Here is a 17068-nt window from a genome sequence, read left to right on the forward strand (position 1 = left end):
CGAATCAAGGCATGACCCATCACCAATCTCCAGCGATCGCTGGCCGAGAAGCCGATCTGCATTCTCTTTTGCAAAATCGTGAGCCTGTCTGGATACAGCACACAAATCTGAGGGTTGAGGGGATCAGCTCAGCGTTCGCCTGTGCACTGCACATGCATCAGCCCACGATCCCTGCTGGCAAAAGCGGAGAACTGGTCTCTCATCTGCAATACATGTTTGACAACCAGGGGGAAGGCGACAACCACAACGCGGAGTCCTTCGCGCAGTGCTATCGGCGCATGGCTGATCTCATTCCTCAGCTGATCAGCGAAGGATGCAATCCGCGAATCATGCTCGATTATTCCGGCAACCTCCTCTGGGGTGTTCACCAGATGGGTCGTGACGACATCACAGGCGCAATGCGCTATCTCGCCTGTGATCCAGCCATGCAACGTCATGTCGAGTGGCTGGGTACGTTCTGGAGCCATGCGGTCGCTCCATCCACACCAATTCCCGATCTCAAACTTCAGATCAGTGCCTGGCAACACCAATTCTTTGATCTATTCGGAGAAGAAGCACTGAAAAGGGTGAAAGGGTTTTCACCACCCGAAATGCATCTTCCAAACCACCCAGATACACTTCATGCCTTTATCCAGGCTCTCAATGACTGTGGTTACAAGTGGTTGATGGTTCAAGAACACAGCGTAGAAAACCTGGATGGTTCACCTCTTTCCCATTCACAGAAATACCTCCCCAACCAACTGGTCGCACGCAGCTCAACAGGCGAGATTGCACGGATCACGGTTTTAATCAAGACACAGGGCTCCGACACGAAACTGGTGGGTCAAATGCAGCCCTATTACGAAGCACTCACCCTTGGACAACAACCGCTTAGAAGCAGAAACATTCCATCAGTAGTGACGCAAATTGCTGATGGCGAAAACGGGGGGGTCATGATGAATGAATTCCCAGAGGCCTTCGTTCAAGCGCACCGCAAAGCGATGGATCAGAACTCACAGGGAGACAGCGGGCAAGTGAAAACGGTGGCGATCAACGGAAGCGAGTGGCTCGAGCTTCTCGAGCAGGCAGGGGTTACCGCTTCCGATTTCCCTGAAGTTCAAGCCGTACAACAGCACCGGCTATGGAAGCAGGTAGGCAGCTGTTCGACTCGTGAGACCGTTAACGCAGCAATCGATGAACTCAAAGCCAGTAACAGCGACTTCTCAATGGAGGGAGCCTCTTGGACCAACAACCTGAGTTGGGTTGAGGGGTACGACAACGTCTTGGAACCGATGAACAAACTCAGCGCAGCCTTTCATCAACATTTCGACAAGCAAACGGCAGAAGACCCATCGTTCACGACAAGCGACAGGTATCAAAAAGCATTACTGCATCTGCTTTTACTGGAGACAAGCTGCTTCCGTTACTGGGGCCAAGGCACTTGGACGGAGTACGCGCGCAACATTCACAGCCAAGGCCAGGCTTTGCTGAGTTAACGCATGTCAATGCCCCTAGATGCACCGCAGAAAAATGTTCTGCCGTGCATTTCAGCAGGATTAAGGGACTCGATCAACAACCAATGATCGACCACTCACTTTCAAGATCAACCAGCAGCGCGTGATCGACGACGCACCACTCGACGACCATCGGGTGTCTGCTCCACATCCGGCTCGCTGTCAGCACTGGTTGTGACATCTTTCCCCTCTGGTTCGTTCTCAGGCGGTTCTTGCTCAGCAATCAGACCCACAACAACTGCAGCCTGAACCTGATCCGACAGATCGCCAATCACCATCAGTGCCTTGAGGGTGAGCTCCAATCGGGATTCGCGAGGCAAACCCGGGCGAAGCTTCTTGACAGAACCCCATAACTCCTTTCCGACTTCTTTGAGTAGCTCTTTGTCCGCCATCTAAATTATTGTCAATCACATCAACTTACCGAACGAACGGTTGGAGGGGCTGCTGAAGACGCTGGTCTACGACGGTGGGTGTCCTTTCTGCAAGGCGTTTGCCTTGCGAAGCGAACTGAAAGGGGGGATTCCAGATCTCATGATCCGGGATGGAAGGCATGAAGATGATCTCCGAAACGACTTACGTCGACGAGGTTTCAATTTGAGTGAGGGAGCGGTATTAATGGACGGAGATCAGATTTGGCACGGAAGCGAAGCAATATCCATTCTTTGCAGAGAACTAAAACCGAGCGATCCTCTTTTGGCATTACTGAATGGACTCTTTCGAAATAAGAAACGAGCGAGTGTTTTGTATCCAGGGTTGCTTGCAGCTCGTCAACTCGCTCTAACACTCAAAGGATTGCCCGTTGATCCAGACCGTGCCTGAGTCTTTTGATAAAGCTGCTCTTCAAGATCCATTTGATAGGAGAACTCGCGAATTTCTGCCTGCATCTCTAAGAGCATGACCACGAGTGAACGTGCCAGATCCCTGCTAAAGCAATTCTGCATGGATGACGCTCAATACAGGACCCAACTCTTCTAAGTGACTTGAACAACCGTTCGTGGATAAGGTGAGGCTGCTGTTACACAGCTCAATGATTTTTAGTTCAATAAGGATGATGGACAAGCAAAAGAGCCTGAACATCGCATCAAAAGACAGCTCCTTAACATCAACCTAGGGATGCAATGCACGCAAACCGCTTACTTGATGATGAACGTGCATAACACAACTCTACGTTCGGCAGAAGCAAAGATTTCCTAACGGAAACATATTCAGATTCGCACCTAAAAACGACTGGATTTCACAGCAAGAGCCCACCCCGTGCTGGGGGCCTCTGCTTCGGGAGCTGAAACACCTCTGGCGAACGCTGTGGAACGACTCGATAGCGGACACGTACTTGTGTTTTGGATGCGCAGTGCGTGAGCAAACCCAAGAACAACACAATAAGAAGCCCCATCACAACACGATGATTCACTCCCTCACCTCTTCAGACCAGGCACAAAAACCAGAAACATCATCCCAAGCAATCAAGCTGTGTGCATCAATAAAATCCACAACGATTTGACATTTATCAAACCACCATAACCAGCATTTCATGGGAATGCTCATTTAAGCCTCGAATCAATCCAACTATTCAAACAAGGTCATGGAAACATATAATCTTGGCAATTAGCAACGAACAAAAGATCAATCAAAACCAAAGCTAACATCTGGGAAGCACTAAGCGATTGCGGAAGCAGAATCCCAGACAGCAATAGAAAAATTATAAAATCACGAAATATTCTGCGAGACTTTATCGAACAGAAGCTTACTCTCAAAAAAGCATTTACTTCTTAGAGCTAACGATCACTGAAGGCATACCACCATTGGTTCCTGGCAATCCAGGAACAACCTGGGTCATTCCATCCCACTTATCAAGGAATAATTTGTACAACACGCGATCATCAAGGCTTTGATTCAAGGTGTCGTAGCGCAAGGCTTCTTGTTCAGCGATCTTGACCTCGGTTTGAGCTCTGAGAAGTTGCTGCTCAGCAATCTGTTTCTGCTCAATTGCTGCCCGGTACTCTTCAGCGATTTCCAATCCAGTGAGATCAAGGCCTAGCACCTTTACGTAATCAAATTGGTCAAGCTCATCAGCAACTGTTTCTGCAACGAGAGTTGAAATGTCATTCCATTCAGAAGCGATTGTGACCAACTCATACTGAGAAAACACAGACTTGAGCGCTTTCAACAACGAAGGCTGAATAATTCTTGGATACACATCGCGGTCATTGCTTGCAATCGTGCTGTAAGCACGACCAGCTTGATCAGCTCTCAATGCATATTTGATAGTGGCCGTAGCCTCAATCACCTGCAAATCCTTCGTCAAAGTCGCAAAGTTTTCAGGCCGTACCTGGGTACGGATACTGAAGGGCCAAACCTGCTGAACGAGTGGGATTTTGACATTTAATCCAGGCTGGCGAGGTGCACCACTGACCTTGCCCAGTGTGGTTACAACAGCAACTTCACCAGCTGGCACCACAAACAAGGCCTGAGCAAACAAAAGCAAAGCAGCTAAGACGAGACCAAGAATTGCGACCAGCCCTCCTTCAGGCCCTCCTGGGGTCACCGAACGCATTTGGGATGGGGTCTGCATGAGAAATGTTGTCCACTAGAACTTTTCTGTACCTTCTTTAGCGAAAACGCACGGGATTGAGGCGACCATCGTGCTCAAAATGCCACAGTGATCTTGGTATCGACTGGAGAGCGATGTCCCAGCGATTCACCGTTTTCTTCAAACTCACTGGTGAGAGTGTCGGCTCCATCACAGTGTTTGCCTCAGATCATGCAGCAGCTTGGGCTGCAGCTCTTGATGAATTCGGACCTCGAACTATCTCAGTAGTTCGAACAGCAGACGATGACAGCGCCCTATGAACGTCGATTCAGCGACGCTTTCCATCGATCCCACAATTTTTGCTGCCAAGGTGTCACATCCATAGGGATGCGATCAGCCGATTTCTGCTGAACCTGATCCAGTTGCTCAAGTTCACTGCGCAATTGACGAAGGATCGGGATCAGGGCAAGTGCGGCGAGCAAGCCTGCAATCAGAAGGATCGGCAGCACGATGGGTAGCAAAGCCAACATCACCACCAATCCGAGGCCAACAACAAGGCCAGCAATAAGTTGTTGCTGCCAACGAGGACGCTTGCGGGCTGGAAGCTGTTTCATTGCATCGCTGTCGGCCTTAGCGCACTCTTCCACAACAGTCCCTAATAACCAAGCCAGATCGAACTGTCTTGATCACGGGGGCATCGAGCGGAATTGGCAAAGCCACAGCTCTTCTTCTGCATCAAAAGTGGAAGGTCATCGCAACAGTAAGGAAAACAGAATCGATTAGCAATCTTCGGGAGTCAGGTACCGAAGTGCTGCCTCTTGACATAAGTAACATCGATTCAAGAAATCCTCTTTTGACATAAATCCGTCAATAATTGGAGATCTAGCAGCCCTGGTCAACAACGAAGAATTGGGAGAAGTAGAACCTATGGAAACCATTTCAACACCAATGGCTCAGGACCAGTGTGATGTATACGTTTCGGCCTGATCGTGCTCAACAAAATGATTTCACCAGAAATGAGAAAACGTGAAAAAGCAGGGTCATCAATCATTAATCGCTCGCGGGTCGATTGACAACTACTGGAATCAGTTAGTTCCGGGCAAGCAAGCAAGCAAGCTTGTCTTGGATGCATTAATCGGTGCTTTGCAACTCGAGATTGACCAATTCGGTATCAAAGTCGTCATTATTAAACGCGGATTAATTGAGGCTAGCGTCGAAACCATCGAGGGAAAATCAATGCCTGAAGCTCAACGCGACCCCACTTGGGCTCCAATGATGAAGAAAGTGGAAGGAAGTTGGAAAGAGGGCTTCAAAAGGACATCCCAAGCAGATGTCGTCGCTGAAACCATCCCAAAAGCCTTGAATGCAAGAGCACCAAAAGCCCGATATCGATGCGAACACAAAGCCGAATCTGCAGTCATACAAAGGCTGCTGGCCACTTATTTGCGGGACGCCATTCTTCGCTTACAGATGGAACAATCGCTACCAAATCAAATCACGAAGCGCTAACGCCTCGATACACAGTGTTACACTTCACAAAACTTCAAGCGCGTGGCTTCCATGTTCACAATCGATAAGGCCGCCCAGATTTTTCCAGATACACGCACTGCAGATGCTGTTCCAGCAATTACCGCTCGCTATAAATTGTTGAGTGCAGAGGATCAACTCGCACTCATCTGGTTTGCCTATTTAGAAATGGGGCGCACGATCACAGTTGCAGCTCCTGGCGCCGCACGAATGGCGATCGCACAGCCAACCTTGGATGAAATTATTGGGATGAGCTTCAGCGAGCAAAGCCGAGTGATGTGCGACTTGGCAGGAAAGGTTGATGCTCCCATTTCAAAGCGTTATGCCTTCTGGTCGATCAACGTGAAGTTGGGGTTCTGGTACGAGCTTGGCGAGCTAATGCGTCAAGGAAAAGTTGCACCAATTCCCGAAGGCTATAAGTTGTCAGCCAATGCAAATGCCGTTCTTGAATCAGTCAAGAAAGTTGAGCAAGGACAGCAAATCAGCATTTTACGTAACTTTGTTGTTGACATGGGCTTTGACCCCGACAGCGACGATTCAGCCATTATTTCTGAACCGATTGTCAACCCAACACCTTCAGAAGCTCGCGAGAAAGTCTTCATTCCTGGTGTATTGAATCAAACTGTTCTTGACTATATGGAATTGCTTAATTCCAATGATTTTGATGGATTGATTCAATTGTTCTTATCGGACGGTGCTCTTCAACCTCCCTTTCAAAGACCTATCGTCGGAACAGAAGCTATTCTTAGATTCTTCAAACGCGATTGTCAAAATTTAAAGCTTTTGCCTAAAGGCGGTTATGGCGAACCCACCGATGGTGGTTTCAACCAAATCAAAGTGACCGGACAAGTTCAAACTCCATGGTTTGGAGGAGAAGTCGGCATGAATGTTGCTTGGCGTTTCTTGCTCGACGAGAACGACAAAATCTATTTCGTTGCAATCGACCTCCTAGCCTCACCAGCTGAACTTCTGAAACTTGGTAGAAGCTAAATCAATTCAGAATCATGAGTTGGGTTTAGTGCTCGCAGCATTGATTACAGCGATTTGGCTCATCACACTTGTGAGTTGCCTTTCGTTAAATTTGGAGTCTTTGCAGCTTTGGGCATTAATCCCACTCGTGATGTTGAGAACTTTTGTTCAAACAGGTTTATTCATCATTGGACACGACGCCATGCATGAAAACCTCGCACCCAAAAGTCCAAAACTGAACTGCTGCATTGGACGTACTGCTCTCATTCTTTATGCAGGTCTCAATTATCGCCTCTGCAAAAGAAATCATGCTCTTCACCACTTAAAGGCAGAGACAGAACGAGATCCTGATTTCCAAAGTCATCCAGACCATTCAGCATTGCGCTGGTTTTGGGACTTCCTGACCCGATACTTAAATGCTGGACCTCTCACGATTCTGGCGATGTACTGGATGACTCTCGTCATCCTTATCCCTTCAACGAATGAACAAGCAATTTTATCCGTTGCTGTGTTCTGCGTCCTCCCTTTGATCCTCAGCGCGCTGCAACTCTTTTTTGTAGGCACCTGGTTTCCTCACCATCTCAATAAGAACAATCCCAATCGTCAGACACCGAGGAGTTTGACGATTCATCCATTGCTCTCGTTCGCAGCTTGCTATCACTTTGGATATCATCGCGAACATCACCTATCACCGTCCACCCCCTGGTTTGATCTTCCGCGTTTGCGTCAACGATCCCCATTGAGTCAGACGGCCTGTACCTCCGGCTAACACCACCTCTTTTGAATCACGTCATGACGCAAGTTGACTGGCCTTCCGCAGAAACAGAAATTGCGCGCAAAGCTTTCCAAAAAGGCAACGAGCGTGCCGTGACTGTTTTAATCAGTGTTATCCAAAATATGAGTCAGTCTTTGAGTACGTTGGAATCAGTTTGCTCACTCCATGACTATCTGAGTACCGAGAGATTTGAGATAGAAGGGCGAATGGAATTCAATCACGACACAATTCTTTTTTCTCTCGCAGAAATGATGAAAAGAAATCTGATAGAGGCCAATGATCTGCAGGGACTAGATCCTAAAAAAGTCTCAAAAATCAAAGCAATGTCTTTGTTTTAAGACTAAACATCCAAAAATCAACAACGACATTACTACTGAGTAGTGCATTGATTCCAATAATTTACTGACAAATTACAAAATTTGTATGCAGATTAAAGCATCTCATATACAAAGCATTAATATCATGAAGCATCTGATTCATTGTCATTTTCAACGGAAGGACCTTTCTCAAGTTTGCGCTGTGCTTTTGCGGCTTTCTTCAGAATTTTTTGCGCCTCGCCTCTTGTGAGGCACTCTTCAGCTCGTGATTGAAGCTTATGAAGTTTTCGATGCTGCTTAGCGGGATTCATCCTTTACCTACCCATACCCCTTTTTAACATTTTTAAAGGGACACAGGCAACTGAGCGGGTGATTTCCTCGCCACCCAACAACATCAGTAACCATCTGAACCCAGAAGCCACATATTGACAGCTGTTCTCAGCATGCTGAGGCAGCACTCAACTAGATGCCGTGGCGCCTTGGTGGGATATACCAATCTTGATCAGCCTCGGACTCCTAGCGGGAGGGTTGGCTGGATTGTTAGGGATCGGTGGCGGGCTTATTTTTGCGCCTGTTCTCCTTTGGCTCAACCTGCCTCCTCATCAAGCGCTCGCTACTAGCAGCTTTGCCATTGTCCCAACCGCATTAGCAGGGACAATCGTGCATCTTCAAAGTGGACGCCTGCCTTCACGATCAGCGTTAGCGATCGGCTTAGCAGGATTCGGATCAGCGTTTTTATTTGGTGGGCTCGGTGGCCTTGCTGCTGGATGGGTGCTGGTGGCAATGCAGACAGGGGTCTATGTATTGTTGGCTTTCACCATCCAAGAGCCGCCACAGGCTGAGGTTGAACCAGATCCAAATGCAGAAACAGTCACAGATATCGATATAGAAAAAAAAGAGAAAGAAGAGAAAGAAGAGATCAAGGTGCCACTCTGCCCAGAAACAAAAGAAACCTCTGCACCCCTGCTGGCAAGTGTGGGCTGCATCGCGGGTTGGACAGCAGGCATGCTTGGTCTCGGCGGAGGACTTGTGCTCGTACCACTCATGAGTGGGCCTTTCTCAGTCCCCATCCATCAAGCCATTCGACTCAGCACAGTGGCAGTGCTTTGCTCAGCGAGTGCAGCGTCACTGCAATTTCTGCACGAAGGTCGGGGTATTCCCTGGATGGGACTCACGCTGGGAAGCGTGGCGGCACTAGCCGCCCAATGGACCGCAAAACGCCTGGATCTTTTTGATTCGCTTGTATTAGTTCGTTGTCTACGCGGACTAGCCATCGTGTTGGCCATCGACAGCAGCCGCCGCGCCATTCAGCTAGTACTGAATTGACCCCTCATGTCCATGCAAAAGCAGAAAACAAAGGCATAGTATTGACCGAACAAGTTTCACATTTCATTGACCACCAATCAATCTTTCAGCCATTTTTAAGGACAACAAAACTCGACTGAATATTATTCTTAGAAGAACAAGATAGTCCCATGACATGCGCCCTGAAAGCATTTCATTATGGCAATTCGAAGAACAATCCACTGCGACAACTCATTACCAAGACAGTTGTCATAGGAGTGATTGCACCAGTTCTAGCCGCAGTAACTCTTAGCCAAAACCTGTCTTCATCAGCAACAGATACAACTAAATTTCAACTCTGGTGATTGAAAACCCAAATTGCATGGAGTGGGATATTGCCAATTGCAGCGAATGAAGAGAGAATGCAGCCATAGTGAATAGGCAACAGATGGCCAACGATTCAGACAAGAGCAAGGATTACTGGATCGACGAAATTTCCTTCCTGGAATCACGACTGAATGGAAGTCAAGGTGACATCGATTCCGAGGATCGATTCGCCTGCGAAGAAGCGCTGAAGATAGCGAAGGAAAATCTTTCTTCCCACTCATAGTCTCAACCAACATTCTCAACATTAACCGATTAATTCAGCACCTAAAAAAGAGTCAGGGAAAAATCAAACCCATACCAAGAACAACAAAAAATCAAACTTATCAATACCAAAGCAAAAACATCATTTCCCTCAAACCCAAATCGTCCCCTACTGAAACTTGCGTCCTGTTTCATTTCCCACCTCAATCACAACAAGTATCTCGCGCACAGGCAAACAATAAGAGCCATCGCAACAGTAGTCATAACACAACTCAAGGCATTTCCTAGGGAGCATTTTTATCAATGCAAAGCAGAGATCAAATCTCCATGGCATTTGACAAATCCGATCATTTTTTTAAAGCTATAGCGACAGTTCGAACTCATCACAGACCAGTCAAACAGTCTTAAATGAAATCCAAAAGGCATCTCAGCTTATTTAGGAGAATCAAATCGCCTATCTCTATCATTTAAGTACTCAAAATCCCCAGCCCAAAGCTCTTATCGCAATAGGTAAGGCCAGAACACTGATCTCCAATTTCGGCAAAAAAGTCTCAGCAAAGGCTTTGCTGCGGCATGGTAACCATCTGCCCACTATCCAAGACATGCTTCGGCGCTCCATCATTTCCATGTTGATCGCAATGTGTTTGCTGATCAGTACCCCCGTGCTAGCCGCTGAGCTGCGGTTGAGTGACGTGGCCTTAGCTCCTTGCGACGTCAATGATCCAGGGGCTCAACCCGGTCAGGCTCTCGGGAATACACGCAACAACATCACGAGCCCTGAGGGAGCGAGCTGCTATGTACTCAGCGGCACAGTGGAGAATCCAAGCAAACGCGTTGTCGTCGATACGGATGTGTATGCACGCATTCTTGATCGCAGTGGTGAACCGGTGCTTCAAAACCGAACACGGGTTGGATCCATTGGAGATGTGGAACCCGGGTCCCAAGCCTTTGCCCTCAGACTCGCTGTTCCCAAAGGAACACCAGGCCCCTTTGATGTCAAAAACCCAAGAGCTCGGGGATTCAATTCTCCAGTCCGTAGTCGTGCCAATGACGACGATGAATTACTACCACTCGAACAGAATGTGGTGACGGCAGCGCAGGATTGAAAATGAGTTCCCCGATCAAGTCTGGATTCACCATGCTGGGCTTGATTGCATTGATGTTGCTCATCAGCATGAACCCAAGAGCAGCGAAATTAGACTCCCCTCTCCGTTCGATCAAAGACAATCGAATGATGCCCCGCAACAGCATGCGACGACTTAGGGACCAACGAATACGAGACTGATCGGCCAACCATTTGAATAGCTCAGTGTTCGTTGATCCAAAATCAGTTGATGTCAAACAGGGAACCCTGGATGGACGATGGAAAGGGTTCTTGCTCTCCCCGTTGAATCTGCTCCACCTTCCAACCTTGAGGATCCCAACCCATGAGGAGTGGCTCTAGAGCCCGAAGGTCATGCGCATCAGCGCTGGCTAGCCAGGCCTCCTCCAGACCATCCGGAATTAACACAGGCATTCGATCATGAAGCGGCTGAATGAGAGCATTCGGCTCGGTGGTGAGAATCGTGCAGGTATCTAGTTCACTTCCATCTGAGCCAAGCCAGCGTTCCCACAACCCAGCGATCCAAAAGGAACGTTGATCACGACGGCAAACAAAGTGGTTTTTCTCGAAAAATCCTGTGGCTGGGATCAAACATCGCCGATGACGCCAAGCCGCCTTGAAGCTTGACTTCTCTGCGACAGTTTCCGAGCGGGCGTTGATGGGTCTAGGGCCGGCAGATGGGTCTTTCGCCCAAGAGGGAATCAAACCCCAAAGCATGAGCGCAGCGTCGATCTTGCCCTCCTCTTGACGCAATCCCAACACAGGCTCGGAAGGGCGAATGAGCTCTCGAGGCGCATAGCGCGACAGGTGCACATCAGACATCCGCTCCCGAATAGCCACCGGAAGCTGAAGGGCATCTGCCGTGAGAGCAAAACGACCACACATGTCATCCATCATCAATGGCGGATGGGATAGGTGGCGGGCAACGTCGATAAAAATCTCACGGATGGGAGATCAAAGTCGTCAGAATTGTGTCAATTTTGTAGACGCAGGAATGCTTCCTCTAAATCCGTTCTGCCTGATCAGTGCAGGCAAGGTTGCTGGCCTTAAAGCCACCATCGTGATCCTGATGGTGATGTTGATGAAATCCAAGCTTCTACGCATCAAGATGTCGCTTCTGGGCTCCTTGATTGGTTTCACCCTGTTGGTTGGCTTCCTGCTCACCACCGGAGCCCTGACGCTTGTTGCAGGTGGAGCAGCTGTCTACGCGGCCAAAAAATAAGGAATTGAATCCAACATTATTGTGGGTGCAGTCCAGCAGGACCTCAGCACTCAACCCAATTCCAAACAGGCCAAAGCAAACACATCACTTAAATCAACGTTTGGGAGACCACCTCGGTACATCCGCATGGTTTCCGACTGAGCCGTAAAACCAAGTGTGGCCATGAGCTCCTCCACCGCAGGATTAAATCCGGGGGTATCGATCAACAACACCCCCGGGTGGCGTTGCTGAAGGTTTCGGATGAGATAAGCGGCTAACTCAGGAGAATCAGCGAGGAGCGGTCCGATCCTCCAACCTTCTCCCTCTTGCAACAGGCAGGGGCGAATGCGCCCGAAACCATGACAGTTTCCCTTGTCATCAAAAAGAGTAAGAACTTGACCAGATTGGTGTCCTAGCCAATCGGCAAGGAAGTGGGGTCTGGGGCTTAGCTCCCTTTGAGCGTCGTACAACTGAACAGCATCTGAAGGAACACTGCTCCCCTTCACCACCTTCAAACCGGGCGGAAGATCGCCCCACAAGTCTTCTGAATTGCTCTCGTTGAAGCAGCTCCAACGGGTGGTCAACGAAGACGCTTCAAATCCCCATCCTGCATAGTCCAAGATTCGAGCTGGGGCAGCCTCTAATCCAATGCAGGTGAGATCAGAAAGGTGATCGAGAGCATGCTTCCAAAGCTGTTGTCCATACCCATGACCTCTCTGATGGGGGACAACGAGATAAAGACCAATAAACCCATAATCAGGGTTGTACCGAACGCCAGCAATGCAACCAATCGGCTCTTGATCGAGCCAGGCGATCCACAACCCTTGCCGATCCGTATGCCTGTAAATCTCAATATCCCCAAGACCTGGAGCAAATCCCTCACGACGAGACCAATCCGTCACGATTGGAATCTGGTTTGACTCCAATTCACAAATTTGAAGAGACCCCATCCAACCAATACAAACGTTGCACGGCCTCAATCATGGGGAAAAACCCTCTTAGATACTCAGAATTCATTCTTGAATATTCGTTCCAAATCTTTTCGAAACTGTTGGGAGCTCAAAGGCTGAGCTTTTTGCCTCGCTGAATTTCTAAGCAGCAAGGAACGAATCCACCAGACCTGAAGAGCTGCAAAGAAAAACCCCACAGTCAGAAAACTGACTGTGGGGGAATCGAGTGGAAGGGCCATGACTGTGACTCTGATCAAGCAGGATGGAGGCTGATCGGGAAAGAACCTTGCGCGAAATGAGTGTGGCCGAACTGCTACTTCGCAACGTAGGGAAGTTTGCTGCAGTGTCGGGAGTAATCGGCGTGGTGATCTGGTTGAGCTGGGTGATGCTCGACGTCAAACATCTTCAATCAGGATTCACCCTGCCATGAAGCGCCAAACAGCTTAAGCAACACCGTCTGATACAAAAGTATCAATAACGCCTGATTGCTCGCGCTCAAGCTCTGGACTGAAACGACGAACAATCAATTCATCGATCGCAAACAAACCAGGCCCCATGGCCAAGATCGCAACCGATGCTGCGAAATAAAGGCCAAGAAGCTCTAGCAAATAGATGTTGAAGCCCGCCGTAATGATCGCGTGATAAATAGCGACTGAGATTGTTCCCATGACCGCTAGAGCACCGAGGCGTGTCAAAAAACCTGTGATTAGGAGCCAACTACCAATCACTTCTGAAAAGGCTGCGATATAGGAAAGAAGGACTGGGAAGGGGAGATGGAGAGGCCGTACAAACGCATCAGCAAAATTTTCAATATTGGCAAGCTTCTCGTAACCGTGATGAATCAAAAGAGTTCCCGTTATGACCCTCAGGATCAAGATCCCAAAATTGGCAAAAAACGGTTTTGTCGCGATTGATCTCAACACTGGATTCACTCTTCTCAATATATCGTAATGAAAACCACGCTCCTTCGCGAAGAAAAGCATCGCCAAGGCGTGTTATTAGGAATAAATACTCACTCACGCCTGAGCGAGCACAGGCGCCATAATGAGTTTTGTATCGAACTATTAACATGACTAGCGAAGCGTTGATCACTGTTTTTCTAGGTTTTGGTGCAGCAGTGACAAGTCTTACGTTTTGGAAGTTAAGCCAAAGTCGCTCACCCCAGGATTCTTCGACCCGCTGATACAAGTGTCCTTAGACACTTTTTGCATCTGTGCCGAATGTTCAATCAGTCAACAAATCTCTTGTAAAGCCAGCGAACAAACCCGCCAAGAACAGGTACGGGGCCAAAGGTAGGACCTACAAAATCGAAATAATCCCGATGACTGATAACCTTTCCATCGGAATTAAGCTCTAGCCGCGAAGCTCCGGGATAGATGAATTCAATTCCCTTGATTTTAAGACCCATTTCCCATTCGACAAAAGCAATTTTGTTATTGATAGCTATCGCACCTGGGACAAGATAAAGATCATCACACCGTTTCATCAAGCCATCCTGTGCTCCGATATAAGCTTCGATACCTTGACGTTCCTGCGTTGGATCTCGAAAACTAACGTTCTCGTCATACAACTCTCTCCATTGAGATTCCGTTGGTGCTGGCTGCCCATAAGGCTTGGTGAACAGAGCTTTTAAACGATCAGCATCCATGGGTTCAGGCCTAAGGCTGTCCTAAGCCTATGAAAAGAAGTGTGATCTCTGCATAAAGTAGATCCAAATTTGTTGGACATCTTTTGTCGAGCCAGAATTTCCAGTACGAACCTGTAGAGGCTTTCGGCGAAGGCTTAACCACCAAACGTCCCTGGAATCAAGGATCACTTGGCTTTGTTGAGCTCCTCAACGGAAGAGTAGCGATGTTGGGCTTTATGGCTGCGATTGTTGGAGAGCTGATAAGTGGTCATGGCCCAGCAGGTCAGGTTGCAGACGTAATCCGCTGGTATTTGTCTTTGTAAACCAAACCAAAAACAATTGATTTCCGTTAAATCATTTTTACAAAGACCGTACCGAGCTCAATTTAAAGCTCCAGCCATTTACGCATAGGAAAAGGTATCATTCAATATCTTTAAGTAATTTTCGAGCCTTAGATGCGAAGGTGAAACCTTGCTATTAGTCTTATTGCATAACAGAAATCAATCAGTTCTTATCATTAGAATCACTCACGATTGAGCAAACAACCAGCATGTATGAATACTGTTTCACATCTCTTTTACCCATTAGCAGTTATTTTCAGATTAGGTCAACAAATATGATCAACATCTAGGCATCACGCTTCCAATAGATCATCGAGTCACGACGTGACGATGTCTGACATCTCAGGCAGTAGTAAGACGTCACGGGCATTGTTCAGACGAATCATCATCTCTGGGTCACCACCCTTATCAGGGTGGTGCTGCACAGCCAATGCTTTGTGCACCCTCTTCACCGCCTGTTCAGTTAATCGACCTGAAAGAGCCAATCCCAAGGTCTGTCTCGCACAAATCGCTTCAAAATCAGGATCCCTACCCAAGGGCTGACGCTCGCGACCATGGTTGGACTGACCAGGTTTGCGCTTTCTACTTCGGTTTCGCTTGCTCCCGCCAGCATTACCTGTTCCAAAACCAGAGCCCCCTTGGGCATCTTGATCGCTCGTCATGGTGATCGCACATGAATTGCCAGCCTGCCGGATCGCGATCACCGGATGCAAAGCAAACCCTCACTGGTTCAAAAATGGCCTTGGGTCTTGATCGAAACGATGATCAAAGGGCGGGGGGGCTGACTGGGCCTCACCATCAAGAGCTGCTGTCGCATCAAGGGCCTTCCTCAACAACCGAGCACTCTGCAAAGGCATATCTCTGGGCACCGAAATTCGATCTCTTAAGTAACGGAGACCGCTTGCAGTATCGGCATTTGGCTGGCAAAGATCGCCTGATATCAAATAGGTCAATGCAGCACGGAGGGGCTGATCAAACCCAGCACCGAGAGGATTGCGAGCCAATAGCGCAGCACGATGGCGCAGAACTCTCTCGAGTGCCCTTTCAGAAAACATCACACCGTCGTCAGTCATCTCGGCACACCAACCAGTTTCGAGTTCAGCGAGACCAGCACCTTGATCCACCGCACGCGCCATCTCTTGCTGTTCGGGACTTGCATTGCTCCAACAACCACCCATTTGTGGTGGCAAGTCGTGGGCATGGGTATGGAAATCACTTTGGGTACCGCGATAAGTCGCAAGCTGCTCCAAAGCGTTGAACCATTGATCGATACCTGGATGCTCTTGACGAAGCGCAAAGCCCTTGAAATAGGCCAACGATGCATTCATCCTCTCGACGTAAGGAACGAACACCAAATCTGCCGTTCCTGGATGCGCTCCACCCGGATGATCAGGATCAAGCCATCGGCCACCTCCGGCTGTCAGCGCCTCCTCCATTTGACGTGCAATCGTATGAAACTGTTCACGCGCTTGAACCTCCTGCCGGTTATTCAGCCTGGGTGTGCAGAGCCAAATACACCAAGCGCGAAACAAAAGACGCTCAAGATCGCGCAACCGTCGCACACGTTTGTCATGCATCCCTGTGCCCAAAGGGCCAAAGGCATGCTCCAACACTTCAAGGATGCGATCACTTTCTGTAAAAAGGCGTCCATCCAACTCAAGGGCTGGAAGCATTCCTGATGGCACCTTTGCGGTAAACCATGGCTCTTTCGGCCCATAGCAGCGCATGGTGACTTTTCGAATCCGATAAGGGACTCGATGAAACTCCAGCCATAGCCAAACCTTCTGGCAATAGGGGCACCAAGCGTGGTGATCACGAAACAGCGTGACCCGTACCTGAGACTCCAACTCTCCAAACAATCGCAATGTGGCTTGTGCATTAGCTGGACCTTCACAACGCTCTGCAGGTTCAGGTGCCAAGGCATCCAGCTCCTCCCAACTCAGGGCAACAGCATTAGCGAGCAGATCGGACATAGCCCACGTTCGGATCTATGCATGATCAAGGATCACCGAGCCTGCGGTTGCTCAGGAGGGCATACTCCTTAGCCTCAAACGTGTTGTGCAGCATTGGCTCACCGCCATTCAGCAACCAGAGTTCAAGCCGAGCATCATCGGGCGCCTCGAAAAAGTACACCTCAAACGGCATCAAAACTTTTTCACAAAAGAAATGACTCTCGCCAATACATTTGAGAATGACCATTTTTGAGGAGTCGTTGTGATAGCAACATTCGCCCATCTAAGAATCACATTCACGATCAGAAGAACATCCTCTGAAAACCTCAGAAAGGTTGTCTAACTCAACACAAAAACAGACCCATCTTTAGGTTTTTTTTATTTCCAATGCGACGATTGTCTTGTTCTTGCCCGC

The 17068-nt window shown here is 48.6% G+C and carries 26 protein-coding genes; 13 read left to right on the forward strand and 13 right to left on the reverse strand.

Going from position 1 to position 17068, the window contains the following annotated elements; genetic code table 11:
* Positions 1-11 precede the first annotated feature (11 nt).
* Positions 12-1475: a glycosyl hydrolase family 57 gene (locus tag SYNC_RS08285; RefSeq protein WP_041426601.1), complete on the forward strand. Its 1464-nt coding sequence runs from the start codon at positions 12-14 to the stop codon at positions 1473-1475.
* 107 nt (positions 1476-1582) lie between these two features.
* Here SYNC_RS08285 and SYNC_RS08290 read toward each other — a convergent pair whose 3' ends face one another.
* Positions 1583-1885: a TIGR03894 family protein gene (locus SYNC_RS08290; protein WP_011619711.1), complete on the reverse strand. Its 303-nt coding sequence runs from the start codon at positions 1883-1885 to the stop codon at positions 1583-1585.
* A 49-nt stretch (positions 1886-1934) separates the two neighbouring features.
* On the opposite strand from SYNC_RS08290, the gene SYNC_RS08295 reads away from it, so the two are divergent.
* A complete protein-coding gene (locus SYNC_RS08295; protein ID WP_071813713.1) occupies positions 1935-2312 on the forward strand; it encodes a DCC1-like thiol-disulfide oxidoreductase family protein in 378 nt (125 codons plus the stop codon).
* 585 nt (positions 2313-2897) lie between these two features.
* On the opposite strand, the gene SYNC_RS14720 is transcribed toward SYNC_RS08295, so the two are convergent.
* From SYNC_RS14720 to SYNC_RS08305, 4 genes are all read right to left on the reverse strand, one after another.
* Positions 2898-3035 carry a hypothetical protein gene (locus SYNC_RS14720; protein WP_011619714.1) on the reverse strand — a complete coding sequence of 46 codons (138 nt, stop codon included), beginning with the start codon at positions 3033-3035 and terminating at the stop codon, positions 2898-2900.
* Between the two features lie 217 nt (positions 3036-3252).
* Entirely contained in the window at positions 3253-4062 is an 810-nt protein-coding gene (locus SYNC_RS08300; protein ID WP_011619715.1) for a prohibitin family protein, read from the reverse strand.
* A 37-nt stretch (positions 4063-4099) separates the two neighbouring features.
* The gene (locus SYNC_RS15165; protein ID WP_011619716.1) at positions 4100-4231 is read right to left on the reverse strand and encodes a hypothetical protein; all 132 of its coding nucleotides are present in this window, start codon (positions 4229-4231) and stop codon (positions 4100-4102) included.
* Between the two features lie 103 nt (positions 4232-4334).
* Positions 4335-4634 carry a hypothetical protein gene (locus SYNC_RS08305; protein ID WP_237699192.1) on the reverse strand — a complete coding sequence of 100 codons (300 nt, stop codon included), beginning with the start codon at positions 4632-4634 and terminating at the stop codon, positions 4335-4337.
* Positions 4635-4702: 68 nt separating this feature from the next.
* Between SYNC_RS08305 and SYNC_RS14360 the strand changes: the two genes are divergently transcribed.
* The 5 genes from SYNC_RS14360 (at position 4703) to SYNC_RS08325 (ending at position 7629) form a co-directional block, all read left to right on the forward strand.
* Positions 4703-4882, forward strand: coding sequence for a hypothetical protein (locus SYNC_RS14360; protein WP_011619718.1), 180 nt, complete (start codon positions 4703-4705; stop codon positions 4880-4882).
* Between the two features lie 164 nt (positions 4883-5046).
* Positions 5047-5529, forward strand: coding sequence for an oxidoreductase YneD (locus SYNC_RS14015; protein ID WP_011619719.1), 483 nt, complete (start codon positions 5047-5049; stop codon positions 5527-5529).
* 51 nt (positions 5530-5580) lie between these two features.
* Positions 5581-6537: an orange carotenoid protein N-terminal domain-containing protein gene (locus tag SYNC_RS08315; RefSeq protein ID WP_041426603.1), complete on the forward strand. Its 957-nt coding sequence runs from the start codon at positions 5581-5583 to the stop codon at positions 6535-6537.
* A 70-nt stretch (positions 6538-6607) separates the two neighbouring features.
* Positions 6608-7285, forward strand: a complete 678-nt coding sequence (locus SYNC_RS08320) for a fatty acid desaturase (protein WP_255322036.1) — start codon at positions 6608-6610, stop codon at positions 7283-7285.
* 23 nt (positions 7286-7308) lie between these two features.
* Positions 7309-7629, forward strand: coding sequence for a hypothetical protein (locus SYNC_RS08325; RefSeq protein WP_041426604.1), 321 nt, complete (start codon positions 7309-7311; stop codon positions 7627-7629).
* 122 nt (positions 7630-7751) lie between these two features.
* Here SYNC_RS08325 and SYNC_RS14725 read toward each other — a convergent pair whose 3' ends face one another.
* Positions 7752-7919 carry a hypothetical protein gene (locus SYNC_RS14725; protein ID WP_011619723.1) on the reverse strand — a complete coding sequence of 56 codons (168 nt, stop codon included), beginning with the start codon at positions 7917-7919 and terminating at the stop codon, positions 7752-7754.
* A 160-nt stretch (positions 7920-8079) separates the two neighbouring features.
* Between SYNC_RS14725 and SYNC_RS08330 the strand changes: the two genes are divergently transcribed.
* The 3 genes from SYNC_RS08330 (at position 8080) to SYNC_RS14730 (ending at position 10765) form a co-directional block, all read left to right on the forward strand.
* Entirely contained in the window at positions 8080-8934 is an 855-nt protein-coding gene (locus SYNC_RS08330; protein WP_011619724.1) for a sulfite exporter TauE/SafE family protein, read from the forward strand.
* 1148 nt (positions 8935-10082) lie between these two features.
* Complete coding sequence (locus tag SYNC_RS08335; protein WP_041426605.1) at positions 10083-10586, forward strand: hypothetical protein; 504 nt, start codon at positions 10083-10085, stop codon at positions 10584-10586.
* A gap of 2 nt (positions 10587-10588) precedes the next feature.
* On the forward strand, positions 10589-10765 hold the full coding sequence (locus SYNC_RS14730) for a hypothetical protein (RefSeq protein ID WP_167897211.1): 177 nt from the start codon (positions 10589-10591) through the stop codon (positions 10763-10765).
* 42 nt (positions 10766-10807) lie between these two features.
* On the opposite strand, the gene SYNC_RS08340 is transcribed toward SYNC_RS14730, so the two are convergent.
* The gene (locus SYNC_RS08340) at positions 10808-11467 is read right to left on the reverse strand and encodes an SOS response-associated peptidase (RefSeq protein ID WP_011619728.1); all 660 of its coding nucleotides are present in this window, start codon (positions 11465-11467) and stop codon (positions 10808-10810) included.
* Between the two features lie 109 nt (positions 11468-11576).
* Between SYNC_RS08340 and SYNC_RS08345 the strand changes: the two genes are divergently transcribed.
* Positions 11577-11804, forward strand: a complete 228-nt coding sequence (locus SYNC_RS08345; RefSeq protein ID WP_011619729.1) for a hypothetical protein — start codon at positions 11577-11579, stop codon at positions 11802-11804.
* A 50-nt stretch (positions 11805-11854) separates the two neighbouring features.
* Here SYNC_RS08345 and SYNC_RS08350 read toward each other — a convergent pair whose 3' ends face one another.
* The gene (locus SYNC_RS08350) at positions 11855-12733 is read right to left on the reverse strand and encodes a GNAT family N-acetyltransferase (RefSeq protein ID WP_011619730.1); all 879 of its coding nucleotides are present in this window, start codon (positions 12731-12733) and stop codon (positions 11855-11857) included.
* Positions 12734-13019: 286 nt separating this feature from the next.
* Here SYNC_RS08350 and SYNC_RS14735 point away from each other — a divergent pair, with 286 nt between their 5' ends.
* A complete protein-coding gene (locus SYNC_RS14735; RefSeq protein ID WP_167897106.1) occupies positions 13020-13163 on the forward strand; it encodes a hypothetical protein in 144 nt (47 codons plus the stop codon).
* Positions 13164-13176: 13 nt separating this feature from the next.
* Here SYNC_RS14735 and SYNC_RS08360 read toward each other — a convergent pair whose 3' ends face one another.
* The gene (locus tag SYNC_RS08360; protein WP_011619733.1) at positions 13177-13716 is read right to left on the reverse strand and encodes a DoxX family protein; all 540 of its coding nucleotides are present in this window, start codon (positions 13714-13716) and stop codon (positions 13177-13179) included.
* Positions 13717-13961: 245 nt separating this feature from the next.
* The gene (locus SYNC_RS08365) at positions 13962-14381 is read right to left on the reverse strand and encodes a nuclear transport factor 2 family protein (RefSeq protein WP_011619734.1); all 420 of its coding nucleotides are present in this window, start codon (positions 14379-14381) and stop codon (positions 13962-13964) included.
* Between the two features lie 83 nt (positions 14382-14464).
* Here SYNC_RS08365 and SYNC_RS08370 point away from each other — a divergent pair, with 83 nt between their 5' ends.
* The gene (locus tag SYNC_RS08370) at positions 14465-14683 is read left to right on the forward strand and encodes a chlorophyll a/b-binding protein (RefSeq protein WP_011619735.1); all 219 of its coding nucleotides are present in this window, start codon (positions 14465-14467) and stop codon (positions 14681-14683) included.
* A gap of 335 nt (positions 14684-15018) precedes the next feature.
* On the opposite strand, the gene SYNC_RS08375 is transcribed toward SYNC_RS08370, so the two are convergent.
* The 3 genes from SYNC_RS08375 to SYNC_RS08385 are packed head-to-tail and all read right to left on the reverse strand — an operon-like array spanning position 15019 to position 16936.
* Positions 15019-15363 (reverse strand): molecular chaperone DnaJ, encoded by a 345-nt coding sequence (locus tag SYNC_RS08375; RefSeq protein WP_041427046.1) that lies wholly within the window; start codon positions 15361-15363, stop codon positions 15019-15021.
* A 60-nt stretch (positions 15364-15423) separates the two neighbouring features.
* Positions 15424-16674: a glutathione S-transferase gene (locus SYNC_RS08380; protein ID WP_041426607.1), complete on the reverse strand. Its 1251-nt coding sequence runs from the start codon at positions 16672-16674 to the stop codon at positions 15424-15426.
* A gap of 25 nt (positions 16675-16699) precedes the next feature.
* Positions 16700-16936, reverse strand: coding sequence for a DUF1830 domain-containing protein (locus tag SYNC_RS08385; RefSeq protein WP_011619738.1), 237 nt, complete (start codon positions 16934-16936; stop codon positions 16700-16702).
* Positions 16937-17068: the final 132 nt, after the last annotated feature.

Origin of the sequence: Synechococcus sp. CC9311, from assembly GCF_000014585.1 — a bacterium.
Taxonomy (GTDB): Bacteria; Cyanobacteriota; Cyanobacteriia; order PCC-6307; family Cyanobiaceae; genus Synechococcus_C.

Bases quoted from the DNA above. Each gene is read 5' to 3' on its own strand.
- SYNC_RS08375 (WP_041427046.1), bottom strand. From the start codon at position 15,363: ATGACGAGCGATCAAGATGCCCAAGGGGGCTCTGGTTTTGGAACAGGT.
- SYNC_RS14725 (WP_011619723.1), bottom strand. From the start codon at position 7,919: ATGAATCCCGCTAAGCAGCATCGAAAACTTCATAAGCTTCAATCACGA.
- SYNC_RS08365 (WP_011619734.1), bottom strand. From the start codon at position 14,381: ATGGATGCTGATCGTTTAAAAGCTCTGTTCACCAAGCCTTATGGGCAG.
- SYNC_RS08305 (WP_237699192.1), bottom strand. From the start codon at position 4,634: ATGAAACAGCTTCCAGCCCGCAAGCGTCCTCGTTGGCAGCAACAACTT.
- SYNC_RS08285 (WP_041426601.1), top strand. From the start codon at position 12: ATGACCCATCACCAATCTCCAGCGATCGCTGGCCGAGAAGCCGATCTG.
- SYNC_RS14730 (WP_167897211.1), top strand. From the start codon at position 10,589: ATGAGTTCCCCGATCAAGTCTGGATTCACCATGCTGGGCTTGATTGCA.
- SYNC_RS15165 (WP_011619716.1), bottom strand. From the start codon at position 4,231: ATGGAGCCGACACTCTCACCAGTGAGTTTGAAGAAAACGGTGAATCGC.
- SYNC_RS14720 (WP_011619714.1), bottom strand. From the start codon at position 3,035: ATGAGCATTCCCATGAAATGCTGGTTATGGTGGTTTGATAAATGTCAA.
- SYNC_RS08385 (WP_011619738.1), bottom strand. From the start codon at position 16,936: ATGGGCGAATGTTGCTATCACAACGACTCCTCAAAAATGGTCATTCTC.
- SYNC_RS08290 (WP_011619711.1), bottom strand. From the start codon at position 1,885: ATGGCGGACAAAGAGCTACTCAAAGAAGTCGGAAAGGAGTTATGGGGT.
- SYNC_RS08360 (WP_011619733.1), bottom strand. From the start codon at position 13,716: ATGCTTTTCTTCGCGAAGGAGCGTGGTTTTCATTACGATATATTGAGA.
- SYNC_RS08300 (WP_011619715.1), bottom strand. From the start codon at position 4,062: ATGCAGACCCCATCCCAAATGCGTTCGGTGACCCCAGGAGGGCCTGAA.
- SYNC_RS08345 (WP_011619729.1), top strand. From the start codon at position 11,577: ATGCTTCCTCTAAATCCGTTCTGCCTGATCAGTGCAGGCAAGGTTGCT.
- SYNC_RS08315 (WP_041426603.1), top strand. From the start codon at position 5,581: ATGTTCACAATCGATAAGGCCGCCCAGATTTTTCCAGATACACGCACT.
- SYNC_RS08335 (WP_041426605.1), top strand. From the start codon at position 10,083: ATGCTTCGGCGCTCCATCATTTCCATGTTGATCGCAATGTGTTTGCTG.
- SYNC_RS08350 (WP_011619730.1), bottom strand. From the start codon at position 12,733: ATGGGGTCTCTTCAAATTTGTGAATTGGAGTCAAACCAGATTCCAATC.
- SYNC_RS08380 (WP_041426607.1), bottom strand. From the start codon at position 16,674: ATGTCCGATCTGCTCGCTAATGCTGTTGCCCTGAGTTGGGAGGAGCTG.
- SYNC_RS08325 (WP_041426604.1), top strand. From the start codon at position 7,309: ATGACGCAAGTTGACTGGCCTTCCGCAGAAACAGAAATTGCGCGCAAA.
- SYNC_RS08340 (WP_011619728.1), bottom strand. From the start codon at position 11,467: ATGTGTGGTCGTTTTGCTCTCACGGCAGATGCCCTTCAGCTTCCGGTG.